At 38.7% G+C, this 17009-nt stretch carries 14 protein-coding genes and 1 pseudogene; 5 read left to right on the plus strand and 10 right to left on the minus strand.

What is annotated here, in order from left to right; all coding sequences use genetic code 11:
* Nucleotides 1-108: 108 nt before the first annotated feature.
* The gene (ggt, locus tag CIK86_RS06295; RefSeq protein WP_086996951.1) at nucleotides 109-1887 is read right to left on the minus strand and encodes a gamma-glutamyltransferase; all 1779 of its coding nucleotides are present in this window, start codon (nucleotides 1885-1887) and stop codon (nucleotides 109-111) included.
* Between the two features lie 94 nt (nucleotides 1888-1981).
* Between ggt and rrtA the strand changes: the two genes are divergently transcribed.
* Nucleotides 1982-2566: a rhombosortase gene (rrtA, locus tag CIK86_RS06300; RefSeq protein WP_086996953.1), complete on the plus strand. Its 585-nt coding sequence runs from the start codon at nucleotides 1982-1984 to the stop codon at nucleotides 2564-2566.
* 55 nt (nucleotides 2567-2621) lie between these two features.
* On the opposite strand, the gene CIK86_RS06305 is transcribed toward rrtA, so the two are convergent.
* The 7 genes from CIK86_RS06305 to CIK86_RS06335 all read right to left on the minus strand — a co-directional run bounded on the left by CIK86_RS06305 (nucleotide 2622) and on the right by CIK86_RS06335 (nucleotide 10990).
* Nucleotides 2622-5126: a prolyl oligopeptidase family serine peptidase gene (locus CIK86_RS06305; RefSeq protein WP_086996956.1), complete on the minus strand. Its 2505-nt coding sequence runs from the start codon at nucleotides 5124-5126 to the stop codon at nucleotides 2622-2624.
* Between the two features lie 102 nt (nucleotides 5127-5228).
* Entirely contained in the window at nucleotides 5229-6401 is a 1173-nt protein-coding gene (locus CIK86_RS06310) for an endonuclease/exonuclease/phosphatase family protein (protein WP_086996959.1), read from the minus strand.
* On the minus strand, nucleotides 6401-7327 hold the full coding sequence (locus CIK86_RS06315) for a putative sulfate exporter family transporter (RefSeq protein ID WP_096317092.1): 927 nt from the start codon (nucleotides 7325-7327) through the stop codon (nucleotides 6401-6403). The genes CIK86_RS06310 and CIK86_RS06315 overlap by 1 nt, the downstream gene beginning before the upstream one ends.
* A 6-nt stretch (nucleotides 7328-7333) precedes the next feature.
* Complete coding sequence (locus CIK86_RS06320; protein WP_011328249.1) at nucleotides 7334-7558, minus strand: DUF2798 domain-containing protein; 225 nt, start codon at nucleotides 7556-7558, stop codon at nucleotides 7334-7336.
* A gap of 57 nt (nucleotides 7559-7615) precedes the next feature.
* On the minus strand, nucleotides 7616-8764 hold the full coding sequence (locus tag CIK86_RS06325) for a 5-(carboxyamino)imidazole ribonucleotide synthase (RefSeq protein WP_086996962.1): 1149 nt from the start codon (nucleotides 8762-8764) through the stop codon (nucleotides 7616-7618).
* A gap of 2 nt (nucleotides 8765-8766) precedes the next feature.
* Nucleotides 8767-9249 (minus strand): 5-(carboxyamino)imidazole ribonucleotide mutase, encoded by a 483-nt coding sequence (purE, locus tag CIK86_RS06330; RefSeq protein WP_011328251.1) that lies wholly within the window; start codon nucleotides 9247-9249, stop codon nucleotides 8767-8769.
* 151 nt (nucleotides 9250-9400) lie between these two features.
* Nucleotides 9401-10990 (minus strand): ABC-F family ATPase, encoded by a 1590-nt coding sequence (locus CIK86_RS06335; RefSeq protein ID WP_080516828.1) that lies wholly within the window; start codon nucleotides 10988-10990, stop codon nucleotides 9401-9403.
* Between the two features lie 717 nt (nucleotides 10991-11707).
* On the opposite strand from CIK86_RS06335, the pseudogene CIK86_RS06340 reads away from it, so the two are divergent.
* Nucleotides 11708-12918, plus strand: a pseudogene (locus CIK86_RS06340) (porin).
* A 334-nt stretch (nucleotides 12919-13252) separates the two neighbouring features.
* Here CIK86_RS06340 and CIK86_RS19230 read toward each other — a convergent pair.
* Both CIK86_RS19230 and CIK86_RS06345 read right to left on the minus strand, forming a co-directional pair.
* Nucleotides 13253-13459, minus strand: a complete 207-nt coding sequence (locus tag CIK86_RS19230) for a hypothetical protein (protein ID WP_140391195.1) — start codon at nucleotides 13457-13459, stop codon at nucleotides 13253-13255.
* A gap of 251 nt (nucleotides 13460-13710) precedes the next feature.
* Entirely contained in the window at nucleotides 13711-14211 is a 501-nt protein-coding gene (locus tag CIK86_RS06345; RefSeq protein WP_011328255.1) for a GNAT family N-acetyltransferase, read from the minus strand.
* Nucleotides 14212-14362: 151 nt separating this feature from the next.
* On the opposite strand from CIK86_RS06345, the gene CIK86_RS06350 reads away from it, so the two are divergent.
* The 3 genes from CIK86_RS06350 (at nucleotide 14363) to msrA (ending at nucleotide 17008) form a co-directional block, all read left to right on the plus strand.
* Nucleotides 14363-14566 carry a hypothetical protein gene (locus tag CIK86_RS06350; protein WP_011328256.1) on the plus strand — a complete coding sequence of 68 codons (204 nt, stop codon included), beginning with the start codon at nucleotides 14363-14365 and terminating at the stop codon, nucleotides 14564-14566.
* Nucleotides 14567-15076: 510 nt separating this feature from the next.
* Nucleotides 15077-15598 (plus strand): TetR/AcrR family transcriptional regulator, encoded by a 522-nt coding sequence (locus tag CIK86_RS06355; protein WP_086996965.1) that lies wholly within the window; start codon nucleotides 15077-15079, stop codon nucleotides 15596-15598.
* An 810-nt stretch (nucleotides 15599-16408) separates the two neighbouring features.
* Complete coding sequence (gene msrA / locus CIK86_RS06365) at nucleotides 16409-17008, plus strand: peptide-methionine (S)-S-oxide reductase MsrA (RefSeq protein WP_086996973.1); 600 nt, start codon at nucleotides 16409-16411, stop codon at nucleotides 17006-17008.
* Nucleotide 17009: the final 1 nt, after the last annotated feature.

Below are 17009 nucleotides of genomic sequence, written 5' to 3' on the forward strand. Positions count from 1 at the left end.
CGGTGTTAAAGGCTAAATTGCAATGCTATTTAACCTTGTCAGACCATTGAGAATATATAAATGCGCTAATTTTAAACACTAGCTTAGCGCATTTGTATTATACATAATTTAGAATTTTAAAGTGGCGCTTTTATCAGTTAAATCAGACAAAGCCACCCCTTCACGTCGAGGATCGGCGCCGCCTATTAATGTGTTGTTTTTTACTTCAACTGCATGTAAACCAGAATTTAAATCTAAAATTCTAACATTATGACCACGCTTGCTAAGTGCTGGCGCTAATGCTTCAAGCGCAGTGCCTTTTTCAAGGCTAGTGTAGTCGTTACGATTAGTAGTACGTGGTAGATTAATTGCTTCTTGAACAGATAAATCCCAATCAAGCACGCCAATTACCACTTGCGCAACGTAACTAATAATACGGCTTCCGCCAGGAGATCCGACAACCAAACGTAAACTTCCATCTTTATTAAATACCATTACTGGCGACATAGAGCTGCGCGGGCGCTTGCCAGCTTCAACTCGGTTTGCTACAAGCTGGCCGTTTTTACGCGGCGATAATGAAAAGTCAGTCAGCTGATTATTTAAAATAAAACCATTTACCATTACCGTTGAGCCAAAAGCCATTTCGATTGAACTGGTCATAGACACTGCATTGCCTTGGCTATCTACAATCGACACATGGCTGGTTGATGGCAATTCGAACGAGTCGTCTTTGGCATAACTTAAGTAATCAACTGGGTTACCAGCAACGGCTGTTATATCTTGCTCGGTAATTAGTTTTGCACGTGTGGCTATATAGTCTTTATTTAATAATTCCTTGGTAGGTACTTGGGTAAAATCGGGATCGCCCATGTAAACATCCCTATCGGCAAACGCAATTCTTGATGCTTGGCTAAAGTAATGCAGTGCTTGCTCACCATTTACTGGCAGTGCGCCCATGTTTTTATGCTCTAATAAGCCAAGCATTTGCAGCACAGCTACCCCGCCGCTACTGGGTGGTGCCATAGAACATACATTATAAACACGATACTCAATACATACCGCCTCGCGCTCTTTGCTAGTGTAATTAGCCAGATCTTGCTCATTTAATTTGCCAGGCGCTATTTTAGAGTGCTGTACCGCATTAACCATTTGTTTGGCATTAGCGCCCTTATAAAATGCATCAATACCATTACTAGCAATCTCTTTGTATAAATTAGCTAATGGCTGGTTTTTTTTGATGCTACCTATCGCAATTAATTTACCGTTTGGGAAAAAGTAGTCGTTAATTACTGGCATGCTCATTACACCAGGGTTTAATTGGCGCTGCAGTAAACCGTGTAATCGCGGCGAAACCTCAAAGCCTTGCTCTGCAAGCTCAATGGCTGGTTTAAATAAATCAGCCCAAGGTAGTTTACCGTATTGTTTATGTGCGTCAGCAAAGGCATGTAAAACCCCTGGCACACCTACTGAGCGTCCACCTACTATGGCTTCAATCCACTTCACGGCTTTGCCATGCTTATCTAAAAACAATGTTTCGTCGGCGTTTTCTGGTGCAGTTTCACGGCCATCAAAACTGGTTAATTTGTTGTTTACTTTGTTGTAGTACAGCATAAAGGTGCCGCCACCAATACCTGAAGATTGTGGTTCTACTAAAGTCAGTACCAGTTGCGTTGCTATTGCAGCATCAACAGCGCTGCCGCCTTGCGCTAATATTTGCTGCCCAGCACGAGATGCATACGGGTTAGCTGCAACCACCATATAATTATTGCCGCTCACGGCTTGTTTATGTACTAAGCCGGTTGCGGCTTCTGGCTCGCGCGTTTCAATTTGAGTAAGGGGTTGTGCAAATAAAGGAAAAGACGTTGCACATAATGTAATAGCAAGTAATGCGTGATGTTTAAAGTTCATAAAAAGTAAATAACCTAAATTATCAGGAGTTAATTGGCATCTTAAAGTTAAACAGGCACAATATGCAAAAATTAATACTAAAAATTACAATTAAATGCTTAATTTACCAGTGCAACCTCGTTATTTACTCCCTCCTTTATTTTTAATGCTGCTAAGCGTTACTTTTGCTACTTTTGATTTAAATGACTTACTCGAATTTAATCGCGATTTAGTTAATCAGGGCGAATTGTGGCGAGTTTTTAGCAGCCAATTTGTTCATGCTAACTGGGCACATTTGGCGCTAAACTGCGGCGGTATTATTTTAATTTGGTTACTACATGGCGAACATACGTCGCCTAAACGCTACGCTATTAATATTAGCTTATTGGCTCTGTGGTGCGGCTTAGGTGTTTACTGGTTTTGCCCCAGTATTTATATTTACACTGGGCTAAGCGCACTGTTACATGGCGTTATTATTTGGGGCGCAGTTAAAGATACAACACTTGAGCTTAAGTCGGGCTATTTATTGTTTATTGGGGTGTGGCTTAAAATAATATTTGAGCAGCTAAATGGCCCTAATGCCGATATTGGTAAGCTTATAAACTCAACCGTTGCAATTGACGCGCACTTAATTGGTGCTATTGGTGGTACTTTGTTAGCCGCACCTTTATTAGTTAACTATATTAAAAACAAAAACTAAATATAAAAAAACGCCACTTAAAAGTGGCGTTTTAGGTGTAACTTGTTATTAATCGTTACAGGGTTTCTTTAAACAGTTTATAAATACGGCGATATTCATCTAACCAGCTCGATGGCTGCACAAAACCGTGCGGCTCTACCGGAAAAATAGCCGTTTCAAAGTTTTCTTTTTCAAGCTCAATTAAACGCTGTACTAATCTAACCGTATCTTGAAAAAACACGTTGTCGTCAACCATAGGCGCATTAATTAATAAGCGTTTGTTTAAACCCTCAGCATAGTAAATAGGCGAACTGCGCTCATACGCAATTGGATCAACATCCGGATGGTTTAATATATTTGCTGTGTACGGCGCATTATAATGAGCCCAATCTGTAACGGGGCGAAGTGCAGCACCCGCTTGAAACAATTCGGGCGCGGTAAATAACGCCATAAAGGTCATAAAGCCGCCATAAGAGCCACCATACGTGCCTACAGCTTGCGTATTTACGTTGGCATTTTCTGCCATCCATTTAACCCCATCAGCTAAATCTTGGGTTTCGGGTGTACCCATTTGACGATAAATTGCCGTACGCCAATCACGTCCATAGCCTTTAGATGCGCGGTAATCCATATCCATTACTACATAACCTTCGTCAGCTAATAACGAATGAAACATAAACTCACGAAAATACCCAGACCAGCCCAAGTGCGAGTTTTGTAAGTAACCTGCACCGTGGTTAAAAATAACCGCTTTACGCTTTTTACCCACTTCGCCCTCTACATAATCAGCCGGATAGTACACTTTTGCGTAAATAGGTTGATCAGTATGGCTAGATGGCACTGCAATTATTTTAGGGGTTGTTAGCTTTTTAGCTAAAAACTCATCCGAAACCGTATGTGTTAACCGGGTAACCTGTGTGTTTGCTTTTGCATCAGCCACATACAACTCAGTTGGTAACATAATTGTTGAGTGCTTTAACAGCAGCTTGGTTTGATCAGGGCTAAGTGTATAGTCGGTCATACCGTTAAGGTCGGTTACTTGCTCGTTTTTACCGGTTAGTGGATTTACACGGTAAATTTCGTATAGGCCTGGGTGTTCAACGTTAGCTTTATAATAAATAGCACTGTTATCGTCGGTAAGCGTAAGGTTAGATACTTCAAACTTACCTGTTGTTAGCGCTGTTGCTTTACCATTTAACGGCTTTTTATAAAGCTGACTGTACCCCGACTGCTCTGATAAATAATATAAGGTGTTAGAGTTGTGTAGCCAGCCAAAATCGTTAAAAGCATAGGCTATCCAAGCGTCGTCATGTAAACGATGTTGCGACACTAACTTATTATTTTTAAAATCGACGGTTGCTAACCAGCGATCTTTGTTATCCCACGCTTCTAGCATTATTGCTACGTTTGAGCCGTCGTCGTTCCAAATTATAGGGCTTTGATCCCAGCCCCAATCGCTAATTAAATTTATACCACGCGGCGCTTTTTTAGACTTATACGTTTTACCATCACGGGCATAGTTTTCTTTTTTAACCGCTGCCAATACGTCTTCATCAAAGCCCGGTAGGGTATCAAAGCTTAAGGTATTTTGACTTTTATCGTTTAAATTAATGTATACCAGCTCTGAGGTTTGCGACTTTTCGTCAGCTACTCGGCGGCGCGCTTTTTTAGGTTCAATGCGGGCATCATCGGTAATATAATTTGGCATTATATCGCTATCATCGCGCCAATCTCTTTGCTCTTGCACTACCACTAATAAAGCATCACCATTTGGCGATAACTGCACGTCTTTTACACTATTACCTTTGCCTAAATAAAACTCAGTATTAGCAATTGAGCTATTTTGCTGCTTAAGCTGTGCTTTGCGTGCTTGTTTATCTTTATTGTTTTTATGCGTTAGCGCTATGTAATCAATAAGTTTATGCTGCTCTTTAGCAATATAACTGCTTGGCTCTGTAATGCCCTGGGGCTTATCTGCCAGTTTTAAATTAGCAATTTCAGTGGTTAAGCCTGAGCTTAAGTCAACTTTAAAAAATGTATTACCTTGACGATAAGCTAAGCTGCCATCATTTAAAAATTGTGGCTTAGATTCAGTGCTAGAGGTATGCGTTACTTGTTGAATTGCACCTGTTGTAACGCTTTTTACAAATATATTACCCTCAAATACATAGGCTTGCAGGGCTTTATTTTTTGAATAAACAGCTTTATTTGCACCTACAGTGTGCAGTTTATTAAGTGCTACTTGCTCTGCGCTTTGGCTTGTAATTGATTGGCTAAATAAGTTACGTAACTCATTACCTTGCTCTTTACGTGCATAAATAATGGTAGCAGAATCACTGCCCCAAAATGCGCGCTCTGGTTGACGTCCAAGCCAATCGGGATGGGCCATAGCTTGCTCTAACGTTATTTTAGTAGAGCCCATATCGGCGGGGGTATTAACAACGGCAGCAACAGGAGACGTTGTTACATTATTTTGCGTAGCTGTTGAAGATGATGCAGTTGCTTGACACCCTGCTAAAAAAACACTTGAGGCAACAGCCAGTGCTATTAATGTTTTGGACGATGAGATATTAAAAATCATAGTGCTTCTTAACGGTAATTATAATTAAGCCGTATTTAAGCAGAAGCACTTTGGTGATTGCAATTTTTTAAGACAAACGCCGGTGTAACTGAGTTAGGTTGCTTATTCTAAGCGTAAATCTAGCCAAACTAGTCGATGATCACTCGACGCATTTCTGTCTTTAATTAAGCGGTATAGCTGGCTATTTTTAGTTGGCCAAAATACCCCACCATCAATAATTTTTAACCCATAATGCGATGGCAAAACATAGTCAACCCGTGCTTGCCAACTTGCACTGTAATTTTTAGCATGGCTGTGCTGTGGATATTGCTCTTTTGCGCCAGCACTTTTCGGTATAAAACTGGCGTTTACAAGCGGATGCTTAAGTAGCTGATCTGTAGTTATAGTTCGCTGTTTATCACCCTCAGGGGCGGCATTTAAGTCACCTAAAATAACAAACCGAGACTGAGCATTTAAACCGCCTTTTTTACCTTTATCGTCATAAATATAATCGGCATTATTAATGTAGTCTGCAACTAACCTTACTTCATCATGGTTACGCTTACCGTTTCTGTCCTCTAAGCCATCAAAAACCGGCGGGGTTGGGTGCGATGCAAGTATGTGTACCGTTTTATTATTAACTGATATGGGTAAATCCCAAAAAGATTTTGAGCTCAAACGAATGTTTTGCCATTCTTGCTCGTTATACCAGTTTTTGCCTGTGGTTGGATCGATAGGCATTTGCGCATTAGGCATATCTTTATATTTAAAAGTTTGCAGCGTTCGTACTTTATCTAAATCGATTGGATAACGAGATAAAACGGCCATACCGTAATGGCCTTCAAAAAAACCAAAACCGTGAGCGTCGCCCATTATTCCTATTTTTTTACCGTCGTTATCTAAATCAAACTCAGTGGCTAAACCGGTATTAACCGGCGCAATATAAAAATAAGGATAGTCTATTGCCGCTTGATTATTTTGACTCACGTTTAAATAATGGCTTTTAAAGTACGCTATACCCTGCTCTTTTGGCACATAATCAAACTCGTTTAATAGTATTATATCGGGGCGAACACGTTGAATTATTTCGGCAATATTTTTAATTTGTGAATGCTCTGCTTTAAGCGCGCTAACCAAAGAATCGCTTTTTACAGGGGTTTTTCTTGGTGTATAGTTAGTTGCATCCATACTTACATTAAAGGTGGCAACACGCAGTTGCGCCGCTGCAACGTAGTTGCTTAGCAGTAAACAAAACAACGTACTACCCAAAGTAATACTACTTAAATTACCTTTCATTATATCAACCCATCTAAAATTAAAAATAAAATAACACTACTTACCACTATCCATAATAAAATTGCCATTATAAAGGGCTTAAGTCCGGCTTGTTTTAGTATTGCTAATGATAGGCCACTACCAATTAAAAATAATGTAACTATAAGCAATTGTTTAGCAACTATATTAATAACGCTCCATACAGGTGAAAACTGTGGCAAATAAGTATTAATAAGTGCGGCGAGTACAAAGCCAACAATAAATAGTGGAATACTGGCTTTTTCATCTGAGCGTAAAAACACCCCAGCAAGCGCAGTATAAGGAATGATCCACATAGCGCGGGTTAATTTTACTGTGGTGGCAATGCTTAGTGCCACAGCGCCATAAGTAGCGGATGCACCTACAACACTGCTGGTATCGTGAATAGCTAAAGCAGCCCACATGCCAAATTGCTGCTCGGTTAAATTAAAATAATGGCCAATGGCCGGAAACAACAGTAAGCCCACGCCATTGAGCATAAATACTACGCCAAGTGCCACAGCCACTTCATGATCTTTTGCTTTAATTACCGGTGCCATAGCTGCAATAGCACTGCCACCACAAATAGCAGTGCCAAATGAAATTAATACGCCGGTATTGCGGTTAAGTTTAAATACTTGGGTAAGTATTTCACCTAAGCCAATTATTGCGGTAATACTCACAATAGTGAGCACTAAAGAGCTGCTACCCACTTCAATTACCTGATTAAAGTCAACGGCAAAACCAAGCCCGACCACCGCTGCTTTTAACATCCACTTACTGGCTTTTTGCGAAAGCTCGGCAAACGGATTACCTAATGTCATAGCAAAAGCAGCGCCTATTACCAGTGCACTACCAGCGCCAATAAAAGGAGTGATACATAATGCTAAAAGAATTAAAAACAATGGCTTTTTGAGTGTTAATGGCATGCTGTATTACGCTCGAATTATTTTATCAGTTAACTTGTGTACTAAAGGTGCAACTAGAATAACTGTAGGAAATGCGATAGAAAATGCAAATACCCATGCTTTAAGCCATATAGTTATAATATTATCGACCATTCCCACGTTAAATAATGAGATCACAAAAGACATAAAGCCCGACATTAATAGTGCCATTAAAAATGCAAACACAACATTGCGGTATTTAGGGTTAAACATAGGTGTAGCCTTTGGCGTTAAGCAATAAATTGAGATGTCCCAATTTATTGCTTATTTTTAGTTGAGTATCAAAGATGTACTCGTGGCTAAAATACCTGGGTAGGCTTTTTCTGGTAAACACTCGCTAAGTTCAGCTAAGCGTTCACCTAGTTGATGTAGACTTTGAGCTGAGACATTAATATGACCCATTTTACGCCCTGGTTTTACTGTTTTACCGTACCAATGACTAGTTACATCAGTCACTTCTAAAACTGCAGTAGGAATACTGGCTTGGCCAAGCACATTTATCATCGCAGTGGCGTGTTTAAGCTCAGTATTACCCAGAGGCAGCCCTGCAACCGCACGCATATGGTTTTCAAACTGCGAGCAATGGCAACCTTGCTGTGTCCAGTGGCCTGAGTTGTGTACACGCGGGGCAATTTCGTTTACCAGTAAAGTGCCTTTAACGTCAAAAAACTCAATTGCCAATACACCCACATAATTAAGCTCATTCGCTAATTTAGTAAAGGCATCAATAGCTTGCTGCTCTACATGGCTATTATTTAAACCTGCTACCGATAAGGTTAATACACCATTGGTGTGCTGGTTTTCGGTTAACGGATAAATTGCAACATTACCGTGTTTATCGCGTGCACCAATAATAGATACTTCACGATCGAACGGAATCATTTTTTCAGCAATAATAGTATGAGGTGCATGTGCTGTGCCTGAGGCAATAAAATCAGACATTTGAGCCCAAATTTCATCAATTTGATCGTCAGACTTTAATCGCCATTGGCCTTTACCATCGTAGCCTGCTTGACAGGTTTTAATAACTAAAGGTTTACCTAGGTTTTTAACCGCAAGCTCAAGGTGCGCTTTTTCAGTAATAAGTTGATACGGTGCGCACGCTACAGCTGTTTTATCTAGTAGTGCTTTTTCGATTTGGCGATCGCCACCAGTTTTAATGGCCGCTTTACCCGGATAAAACTTATTGCTATTACAACAAAGTGTTAATACATCGTCAGGTATATGCTCAAACTCAGCAGTAATTGCATCTGCGTTTGCTATGGCTTGCTCTAATGTGGTTGAGTAAACTTCGCCTGTGAGTGGGTGCACAATTTTTTGGCTGCCTACATCGTACGCAACCACGTTTAAATTAAGTGGCGCGCCAGCAAGGCTCATCATGCGTGCTAATTGCCCTGCACCTAAAATTAAAATAGTCATTATTACTCTGCAGGATTAGGGTTAGCTAAAATAGTGTCGGTTTGTTCTTTACGAAACGCTTCAATTTTTGCGAATATTTCAGGGTTTTGACACCCTAAAATTTGCGCTGCAAGTAAACCTGCATTAGCAGCGCCAGGCTCACCAATAGCTAATGTCCCTACCGCAACACCTTTAGGCATTTGGCAAATAGAAAGTAGCGAATCGATACCATTAAGCGCTTTTGATTTAACTGGCACACCAAGTACTGGTAATGAGGTAAATGCAGCTGCCATACCCGGCAAATGGGCCGCGCCGCCTGCGCCTGCAATTATAACTTTAATACCACGGTCACTTGCTGAGCTTGCGTAATCAGCAAGGAGTTGAGGAGTTCGGTGGGCAGAAACTACTTTTGTTTCGTACTCAATGCCAAATTTTTCTAGCATGAGCGCCGCATGTTCCATGGTTGGCCAATCTGATTTAGAACCCATAATAATGCCAACTTTCATAAATACTCCTCAGTAATATACTATTTTAACTAGCGGACTTATGTCCGCTTTTATGGCGGGTATTATACCCAAAAGTCATTAAATTGCGACTAACAAAAACAAAAAAAGCCATGTTAAACATGGCTTTTTAAAGTTAGCAGTAAAGCGCTATTTACGCCTCTTTACTTGCTAGGTACTCAGCGTAGGTACCTCTAAAGTCAATAACCTTACCGTCTTTAACTTCCCAGATACGCGTAGCAACCGATGATACAAATTGGCGATCGTGAGACACAAACAATAAAGTACCTTCGTAGGCTTCAAGTGCTAAGTTAAGTGCTTCAATAGATTCCATATCCATGTGGTTGGTTGGCTCATCCATTAGTAATATATTTGGTTTATGCATCATAATTTTACCAAATAACATACGGCCTTGCTCACCACCCGATATTACTTTAACCGACTTTTTAATATCGTTTTGAGAGAACAACATACGGCCTAAAAAGCTGCGCACCACTTGCTCGTCGTCGCCTTCTTGCTGCCATTGCTCCATCCACTCAAATAAGTTCATATCGGTGGCAAATTCATCTGCATGATCTTGCGCGTAATAACCAATATTGGCATTTTCAGACCATTTAAACTCACCCGATTTAGGCGCTAAACGCCCAGCAAAGGTATTTAATAGTGTTGTTTTACCTACACCGTTTTCACCAATAATAGCAATGCGTTCACCTACTTCTACTAAACCTTCAAGGCCAGAGAACAAAGTGTTGTCGCCAAAACCTTGGCTAAGGTTAGTCATTTCTAGCGCATTACGGAATAATTGTTTTTCTTGATCGAAACGAATAAATGGCGTTTGACGTGATGACGCTTTAACTTCATCTAACTGAATTTTGTCGATCCGTTTAGCACGCGACGTTGCTTGCTTAGCTTTTGACGCATTAGCAGAAAAACGTGATACAAATTGTTGAAGTTCAGCAATTTGGTTTTTCTTTTTGGCGTTTTCACTTAACAGACGCTCACGTGCTTGCGTTGCAGCAAACATGTATTCGTCGTAGTTACCTGAATAAATACGCAGCTCACCGTAATCAATATCGGCCATGTGGGTACAAACCGAGTTTAAAAAGTGGCGGTCATGCGATATTATTATCATGGTGCAATCGCGTTGGTTCAATACATCTTCTAACCACTTGATTGTATAAATATCCAAGTTATTAGTAGGTTCATCGAGTAGCATTATTTCAGGATCTGAAAACAGTACCTGTGCTAAAAGTACACGCAATTTAAAACCTGGCGCAATTTCTGACATAGGGCCATAGTGTTGCTCAGTAGCAATACCTACACCTAATAACAACTCACCCGCTTTAGATTCTGCAGAGTAACCGTCCATTTCGGCAAATTCAGTTTCCAAATCTGCTACTTTCATGCCATCCGCTTCGCTCATTTCAGCTAAAGAGTAAATGCGGTCGCGTTCTTGTTTAATTTCCCATAACTGCTTGTGACCCATGATCACAGTATCAATTACAGAATACTCTTCGTACGCAAACTGGTCTTGGTTTAGTTTAGCAACTCGTTCATTTGGATCAGTGCTAACGTTACCCGAAGACGGCTCAAGCTCACCACTTAGAATTTTCATAAATGTTGATTTACCGCAACCATTAGCACCGATCAAACCGTAACGGTTGCCGTCGCCAAATTTTGCTGAGATGTTTTCAAATAATGGTTTAGCACCAAATTGCATGGTGATGTTAGCTGTACTAATAATAGCGCTACCCTCCAAGGGAGACATGATGTATTTTAATTGCGCGCAGTTTAAACCAAATTCATCGTTTTTTCTATGAAAGTTTAAAGGCTAAATACGCAAATAAGAGCCTGCTTTAATAACTATAATTAAGTTGTGAAATATTACTTAACGCACGCTAGGTAACGCACCTTACAAAGCGATTAAATTGCCGCATAATTAAACAAATTTCAATTTTGAAAAGTTATCACCTCCTTATATTTGTATCCAAAAACAACATCAGTCAGCAATTGATATTGCTGCTGGTGCGTATTTAATTAATAAATTTTTGCTGACTGAATTTCATTCGCCGTTGTTAACATCTGCAAAATTATTTAATACAACTGTTTAACCTGTTTGTTAGCTTGTTTGTCGCATTTAGTTTTTATTAAAAATATTTTTGTATATATTGATGATATAAAAGCCACTTAGAGCTTTTGCACTACCCTTCACTTTTTAGCCAACTTGAAAAAAACTCACCTTTATTTTTTTAATTTCTAATACCAAACAACTACCCAGCAACTTAAAGCATTAAAAAAAGCAACACCACAAAAACAAAATTAACGCTAGGTGAATATTTGCCATTTATTTTGTTTATTGCGGGTGATTATTTTTCACTTTTGAGCATATTATTGCTTTGTTAGTCTTCAACCCCACAGATATACCCCAATAAAAAAGCATCAAATTTACACAAGGCAACAAATGATAAATAACAAGTTAGCAACTCTACTAAGCGTAAGTATTTTAGCGGCTCCAGCTGTATCAGCAGTAGAAGTTTATAAAGACGAAAAAAATGCTGTCTCTATTGGTGGTTATATTGACGTTCGTGCGATCAATACCCAAAACCAAACTGAAATAGTAAATGGTGCCTCGCGTATTAACTTTGCTTTTAAACGTCAATTAAAAAATGATTGGGAAGCACTGGCCTTAATTGAATGGGGTGTAAACCCTGTTGGTAACAGTGATATTGTTTATAATAACCGTTTTGAATCTATTCAAGATGAGTTTTTATATAACCGCTTAGGTTATGCCGGCTTATCGCATGATAAATATGGTCAAATTACCATTGGTAAACAATGGGGTTCGTGGTTCGATGTTGTTTACGCCACCAACTACAGCTATGTGTGGGATGGTAACGCTGCAGGTGTTTACACATATAATAAAGACGATGGCGCAGTAAATGGTACCGGTCGCGGTGATAAAACGTTGCAATATCGCAATACTTACAACGACTTTGAATTTAGCGTACAAACGCAGCTAAAAAACAGTGAGTTTTACACTTGTGATGTAAGCAATATTACAGAAGCACAGTGCCAAAAAAATGGGAAGCTGGCGATGCGACAGCACAAAAAGTAGAGTTTAATTACACTTTTGGTGGCGCAGTAACTTATAACGTAACCAATATGCTTACGTTAACTGCCGGCATTAACCGCGGTGAGTTTGACTTACACTTTGGCGATGGCACAACTCGCTCAGTAGAAGATATAATTTATGGCGCTGGTATTATTTGGGGTAACATTAACGCACCAGGTTTATACGCTGCCGCTAACATTAATAAAAACGAAAACCATGATACCGACAATCTGGGTCGCTTAATTAAAGAAGCAGTTGGTATAGAAACATTTGTATCTTACCGTTTCGATAATGACTTTAGACCATTTATTGCATACAACCTTTTTGATGCTGGCGACGATTACGTAATTCAACCTAACTTTAACGCCGACCCTAACGATGTATTTAAGCGTCAATTTGCCGTTATTGGTGTTCATTACTTACTTGACGACAATACCCAGCTTTACATAGAAGCACGTAAAGATTTTGGTGACTTTGAAAGTGCTAATAAAGAACAACAAGCACTTATGGAACAATCGGAAGATGACGGCATCGCAATTGGTTTTAGGTATATACTTTAAAGCCTAACATAGTTTTATAAAGGCCTTGTTATAGAGCATAACAAGGCCTTTTTTATTGGTTTTAAGTTTATAGCATCACTCAGCCATGCTGCTTTGAATGTCTATTTTGGCGCTTAAAACTATATTTACAAATGTTGTACTTACGTCATTTTTTAAATTGAATTTGTAGTGGACTTTGCGTACTTACATTCTCCAGCGTTATAAAATGACATCCTCACTGTAAAATTTCTTGTGCACAATACTGTCCTATCACCCCACTCCTAAACATTACAATCTCGGTTACTAATGATTGCATATGCCTAGGTTTGCTAACACTATTTGGCGAAAACCCGACTTATTTACTTTCACATTTATGGCCTTGATTAACAAGAGCAACTAGCTTATCTGGATAGACCGTATGGCTAATAAATTCATTGCTAATTGTGCTTCTTAGTAATGGCCTTGAAAACGCTATATCAATTTGCTCTGTAGCTGTCATTTCAAATAACGTTACGTGCACTTGCATATAGTAGGTTGTATAAGTGCGGACCAAAGCCACCATAAAGGTTAAACACGCCGAACTCAAATGTGCAATTTAAGTGAACCGGATAAGTCGTCAGGATCTCAGATATTGTAATTTGAAATAAATATCTGCGCTTAGCATTTACTACTGCCCTGCTACTTTATAAATTTAACACCTTTGCTAAGGTATTACTCCCTCACAGCAAGTATGATGTGTTCTTTACTGTGTTTACTTATAAATAATTACAGTAATTACGGAGGTAACGTTTAGATTATTGTAGCACGTTAACTCTATAATAATTTATACCAAAGTGAACTGTTATCACTATTTTGTACACCACACTTTGGCGTAAATCCTAGCTTTATTAGCAAAGCGTGTGAACGTTGGTTGTGTGTACTTACCTCAGCATACAAATGTTTTAATTGTAATGCAGGCATTACTGCCATAAAACCTAAAAGCACTTCTTGCATAATTCCTTGTTGCCAAAAATCTGGGTGTAGCTCAAAACCTATAAAAGCAGTTTGCTTGTCTGTATTTATTTTGTATAAACCACACGAGCCTAACAATTGGCCATTGCTGTTATGCTCAATTGCTAAGCGCAATACACCCCCTTCGTAATAGCCGCTAATATCGTTTTGTATTAATTGCTTTACCTGTTGCTGGCTAAGCGGTGTTTGGTAATCGTTATATTGAGACACTAAAGGATGATTTAAAATGCCAAACAAAGCTGCGCCATGTTTGTGAGTTATTAAACGCAAGGTAACTCGCGGTAGTGTTATTGTTTTAAACATGCAATTACCAAAATTATAAATTTTTGAGCTACCTACTACTTAAATTCAGTATTTGTAAAAATAGCTATTAAGCAATAAATAGCACTTTATATAACAGTATTATTAACTTACCATACTGCATTAACAAGCAATATATTGAGAGTAATTAGCCATGAGTGACGATTTTAAAGTAATACAGCCCACTACCACGGTTTATTGCCCTGAGCGCGGCGAAGGTTGGACCCTAACGGGGATTACTAATATTAACGAGTTCACTTCGGTGATGTTTGACGGCACGCGCTACACCCTTCCCGCTCGCGAAATTATAGAGCAGTTATTGCCAAACCAATTAGCAAGAGAGCAGCAAAATAAATAACGACTTTTTAGCTTACATTAATAACCAAAAGGCTGCTTTGATAAAAAGCAGCCTTTTGGTTATTAATTAAATCTGCGAGATTATAAAGTTATTTTAGTTAAAATGCAGCTATTAAACAACATATCCTAAGTATTACACTGAGCTAATTTTTATAGCATTTACGCGAGTAAGTATTATCGCTTATAACCAAGCTACTGGTTTATTTTAATGCGCTTAAATAAGACAATAAACTCTAACTTGAGAGTTAGATAAGCAAACTAGAACCTGTAGAATGAACAAATACATGTTTGCTATAATAATAACAATGCAGATTATTAATTGAGCATGCTCACAATAAAAATGAGCGCACTCAATTACTATTTACTTAATTTAGTAAGTAGCGAATAGTCAATAAGCATTTGCAAGCTTAAAATAGGGTACTCAATTGTTTTTAATGCAGTTTTATAAACACTTATTTTGCACTTACAAACATTACTTAATAAAACTAGTAGAGAGCAATACACAAATATAATGGATAAAAAACAGAGAACACGTAATAAAATTTTAGTATCTGCTTGGGAGTTATTTTTATTACAAGGTTACGAGCATACCTCAACCCGAGAAATTGCAACAGCTGCTGGTGTGGCTGTGGGCACTGTATTTAGTCATTTCGAAAATAAAATAGACTTATTAATTGCCGGAATGCAGCAACAAATTACCGCTATAATTAATCAAGCTCGCGCATCCGATAAACAACACTCTCCTAGATTAAAGCTGCGTCATTATGCACATCCCCTGTATTATTTTTATTGTGAAAACAGTGAATTTAGTAAAATACTTATCAGTAATGTTATTTGGCAAGCAACCTTTTTTAGTGAGCAAGTAAGCCTGTTTAAACAGTTATTATTTCAGCAGCAAACTCAAATTGATGACGTAAAAGCAAGCGTAATGATTGACTGCTACTTTATGACTTTAATTAGCGGGTTAAACGAGCAATCTCCCAATGCCGATGCTATGTTAAGGCAACTTACCCAAAAAATAGCTTTGCTATAAACAGAGCACTATATAATTACTGGTAACTAAAACGGAGCATCGCTATGCGGTAAGCCCCGCCCTTTACTTATGATAAAGAAAACATAAAGATTAGCGCTATTGCTAAACTATACTCACTCACAACAAAGCACGATGTGTTCTTTTTACTCATAACTTTGTCCATTAAAGCTAATAGCATTCAGTATAAATAAAATAAGCTCTGAATAAGGTGTTTAATACACTAGCCATTTCTTATTAAACTCCTATTCTGCACTTTAATAAGTACAGGTAATATTATGCACCTCCAAACAATACTGTGTATAAACACAGTTACCTGCAATATTGTAACCCAGCTAAGTAAACCGGCACCATTTAAAGTTAAAACTTTATATATAACAACCTATTATAAAACTGAATTTATACATAAAGTTTATTATATAAAAACAAACACTGTACGCACACAGTCAACGCCATTTGTGCTAAATATCTTACTTCCCTACTTTTTAAATACATACCCCCACCAGCGGTATTGGCAGTTAACATTTTATAAGCTTGTGTACTAAGCACCTACCCGCTATCTTTTTGCTAATGCCTAGTTGTGATCCACCGGCAATAAGCATTTTATTAGTTTTACTGTTCTTAAAATTAGCTAACAAGCTTTGCGATAGCTTCAAAAATAGGATTTAGGCTTTAAAGTGGGTTTTATTAAAGTGGCCTCATTCACTAAAGCGCGTTGCGGCTTATAAATAAAAATGAAATACGTTTTACTAATAGCGGGTCTAGTAACTATACCAATATATTTATACATTCATCAAACAGATGCGAGATTTTATGAAAAGAATATTAGCCTTAGCGTTAACATCATCCGTTATATTTTATGCATCGCTCGCCCATGCAAACAAAACCGAAAAAGCCGTTTTAGCCGGAGGTTGCTTTTGGTGTATGGAAAGTGATTTTGAAAAGCTAGCAGGTGTAACCGATGTAATATCGGGTTTTACGGGAGGTAAACTTAAAAACCCAACTTATAACGGCAATCATCGTGGTCATTATGAAGCTGTAGAAATTACTTACGATCCTGCAATAGTTAGCTATAAAGCTATACTCGACCATTACTGGGTAAACATTGATCCCTTTGATGCTAAAGGCCAGTTTTGCGATAAAGGGCCAAGTTACCTAAGCGCTATTTTTGTAGCTAACGAGCAAGAGCGCAAATTAGCAGAACAATCTAAACAAGCAGTGAGCAAACAGTTCCCAAATAAAACCGTGGTTACCCCTATACTAAACACCAGTACCTTTTACCCAATTAAAGGCGATGAAAGTTACCATCAAGATTATTATAAAAACAATCCTATTCGCTACAATACCTATCGCTGGCGTTGTGGGCGCGACAACCGCCTAGAAGAAATTTGGGGCGATAAAGCAAGCCATTAAA

The sequence above is a fragment of the Pseudoalteromonas sp. JB197 genome (assembly GCF_002332205.1).
Classification (GTDB): domain Bacteria; phylum Pseudomonadota; class Gammaproteobacteria; order Enterobacterales; family Alteromonadaceae; genus Pseudoalteromonas; species Pseudoalteromonas nigrifaciens.

Excerpts from the sequence above, each read along its gene's own strand:
- ggt (WP_086996951.1), bottom strand. The coding sequence starts at position 1,887 with ATGAACTTTAAACATCACGCATTACTTGCTATTACATTATGTGCAACG.
- rrtA (WP_086996953.1), top strand. The coding sequence starts at position 1,982 with ATGCTTAATTTACCAGTGCAACCTCGTTATTTACTCCCTCCTTTATTT.
- CIK86_RS06305 (WP_086996956.1), bottom strand. The coding sequence starts at position 5,126 with ATGATTTTTAATATCTCATCGTCCAAAACATTAATAGCACTGGCTGTT.
- CIK86_RS06310 (WP_086996959.1), bottom strand. The coding sequence starts at position 6,401 with ATGAAAGGTAATTTAAGTAGTATTACTTTGGGTAGTACGTTGTTTTGT.
- CIK86_RS06315 (WP_096317092.1), bottom strand. The coding sequence starts at position 7,327 with ATGCCATTAACACTCAAAAAGCCATTGTTTTTAATTCTTTTAGCATTA.
- CIK86_RS06320 (WP_011328249.1), bottom strand. The coding sequence starts at position 7,558 with ATGTTTAACCCTAAATACCGCAATGTTGTGTTTGCATTTTTAATGGCA.
- CIK86_RS06325 (WP_086996962.1), bottom strand. The coding sequence starts at position 8,764 with ATGACTATTTTAATTTTAGGTGCAGGGCAATTAGCACGCATGATGAGC.
- purE (WP_011328251.1), bottom strand. The coding sequence starts at position 9,249 with ATGAAAGTTGGCATTATTATGGGTTCTAAATCAGATTGGCCAACCATG.
- CIK86_RS19230 (WP_140391195.1), bottom strand. The coding sequence starts at position 13,459 with ATGGTGGCTTTGGTCCGCACTTATACAACCTACTATATGCAAGTGCAC.
- CIK86_RS06345 (WP_011328255.1), bottom strand. The coding sequence starts at position 14,211 with ATGTTTAAAACAATAACACTACCGCGAGTTACCTTGCGTTTAATAACT.
- CIK86_RS06350 (WP_011328256.1), top strand. The coding sequence starts at position 14,363 with ATGAGTGACGATTTTAAAGTAATACAGCCCACTACCACGGTTTATTGC.
- CIK86_RS06355 (WP_086996965.1), top strand. The coding sequence starts at position 15,077 with ATGGATAAAAAACAGAGAACACGTAATAAAATTTTAGTATCTGCTTGG.
- msrA (WP_086996973.1), top strand. The coding sequence starts at position 16,409 with ATGAAAAGAATATTAGCCTTAGCGTTAACATCATCCGTTATATTTTAT.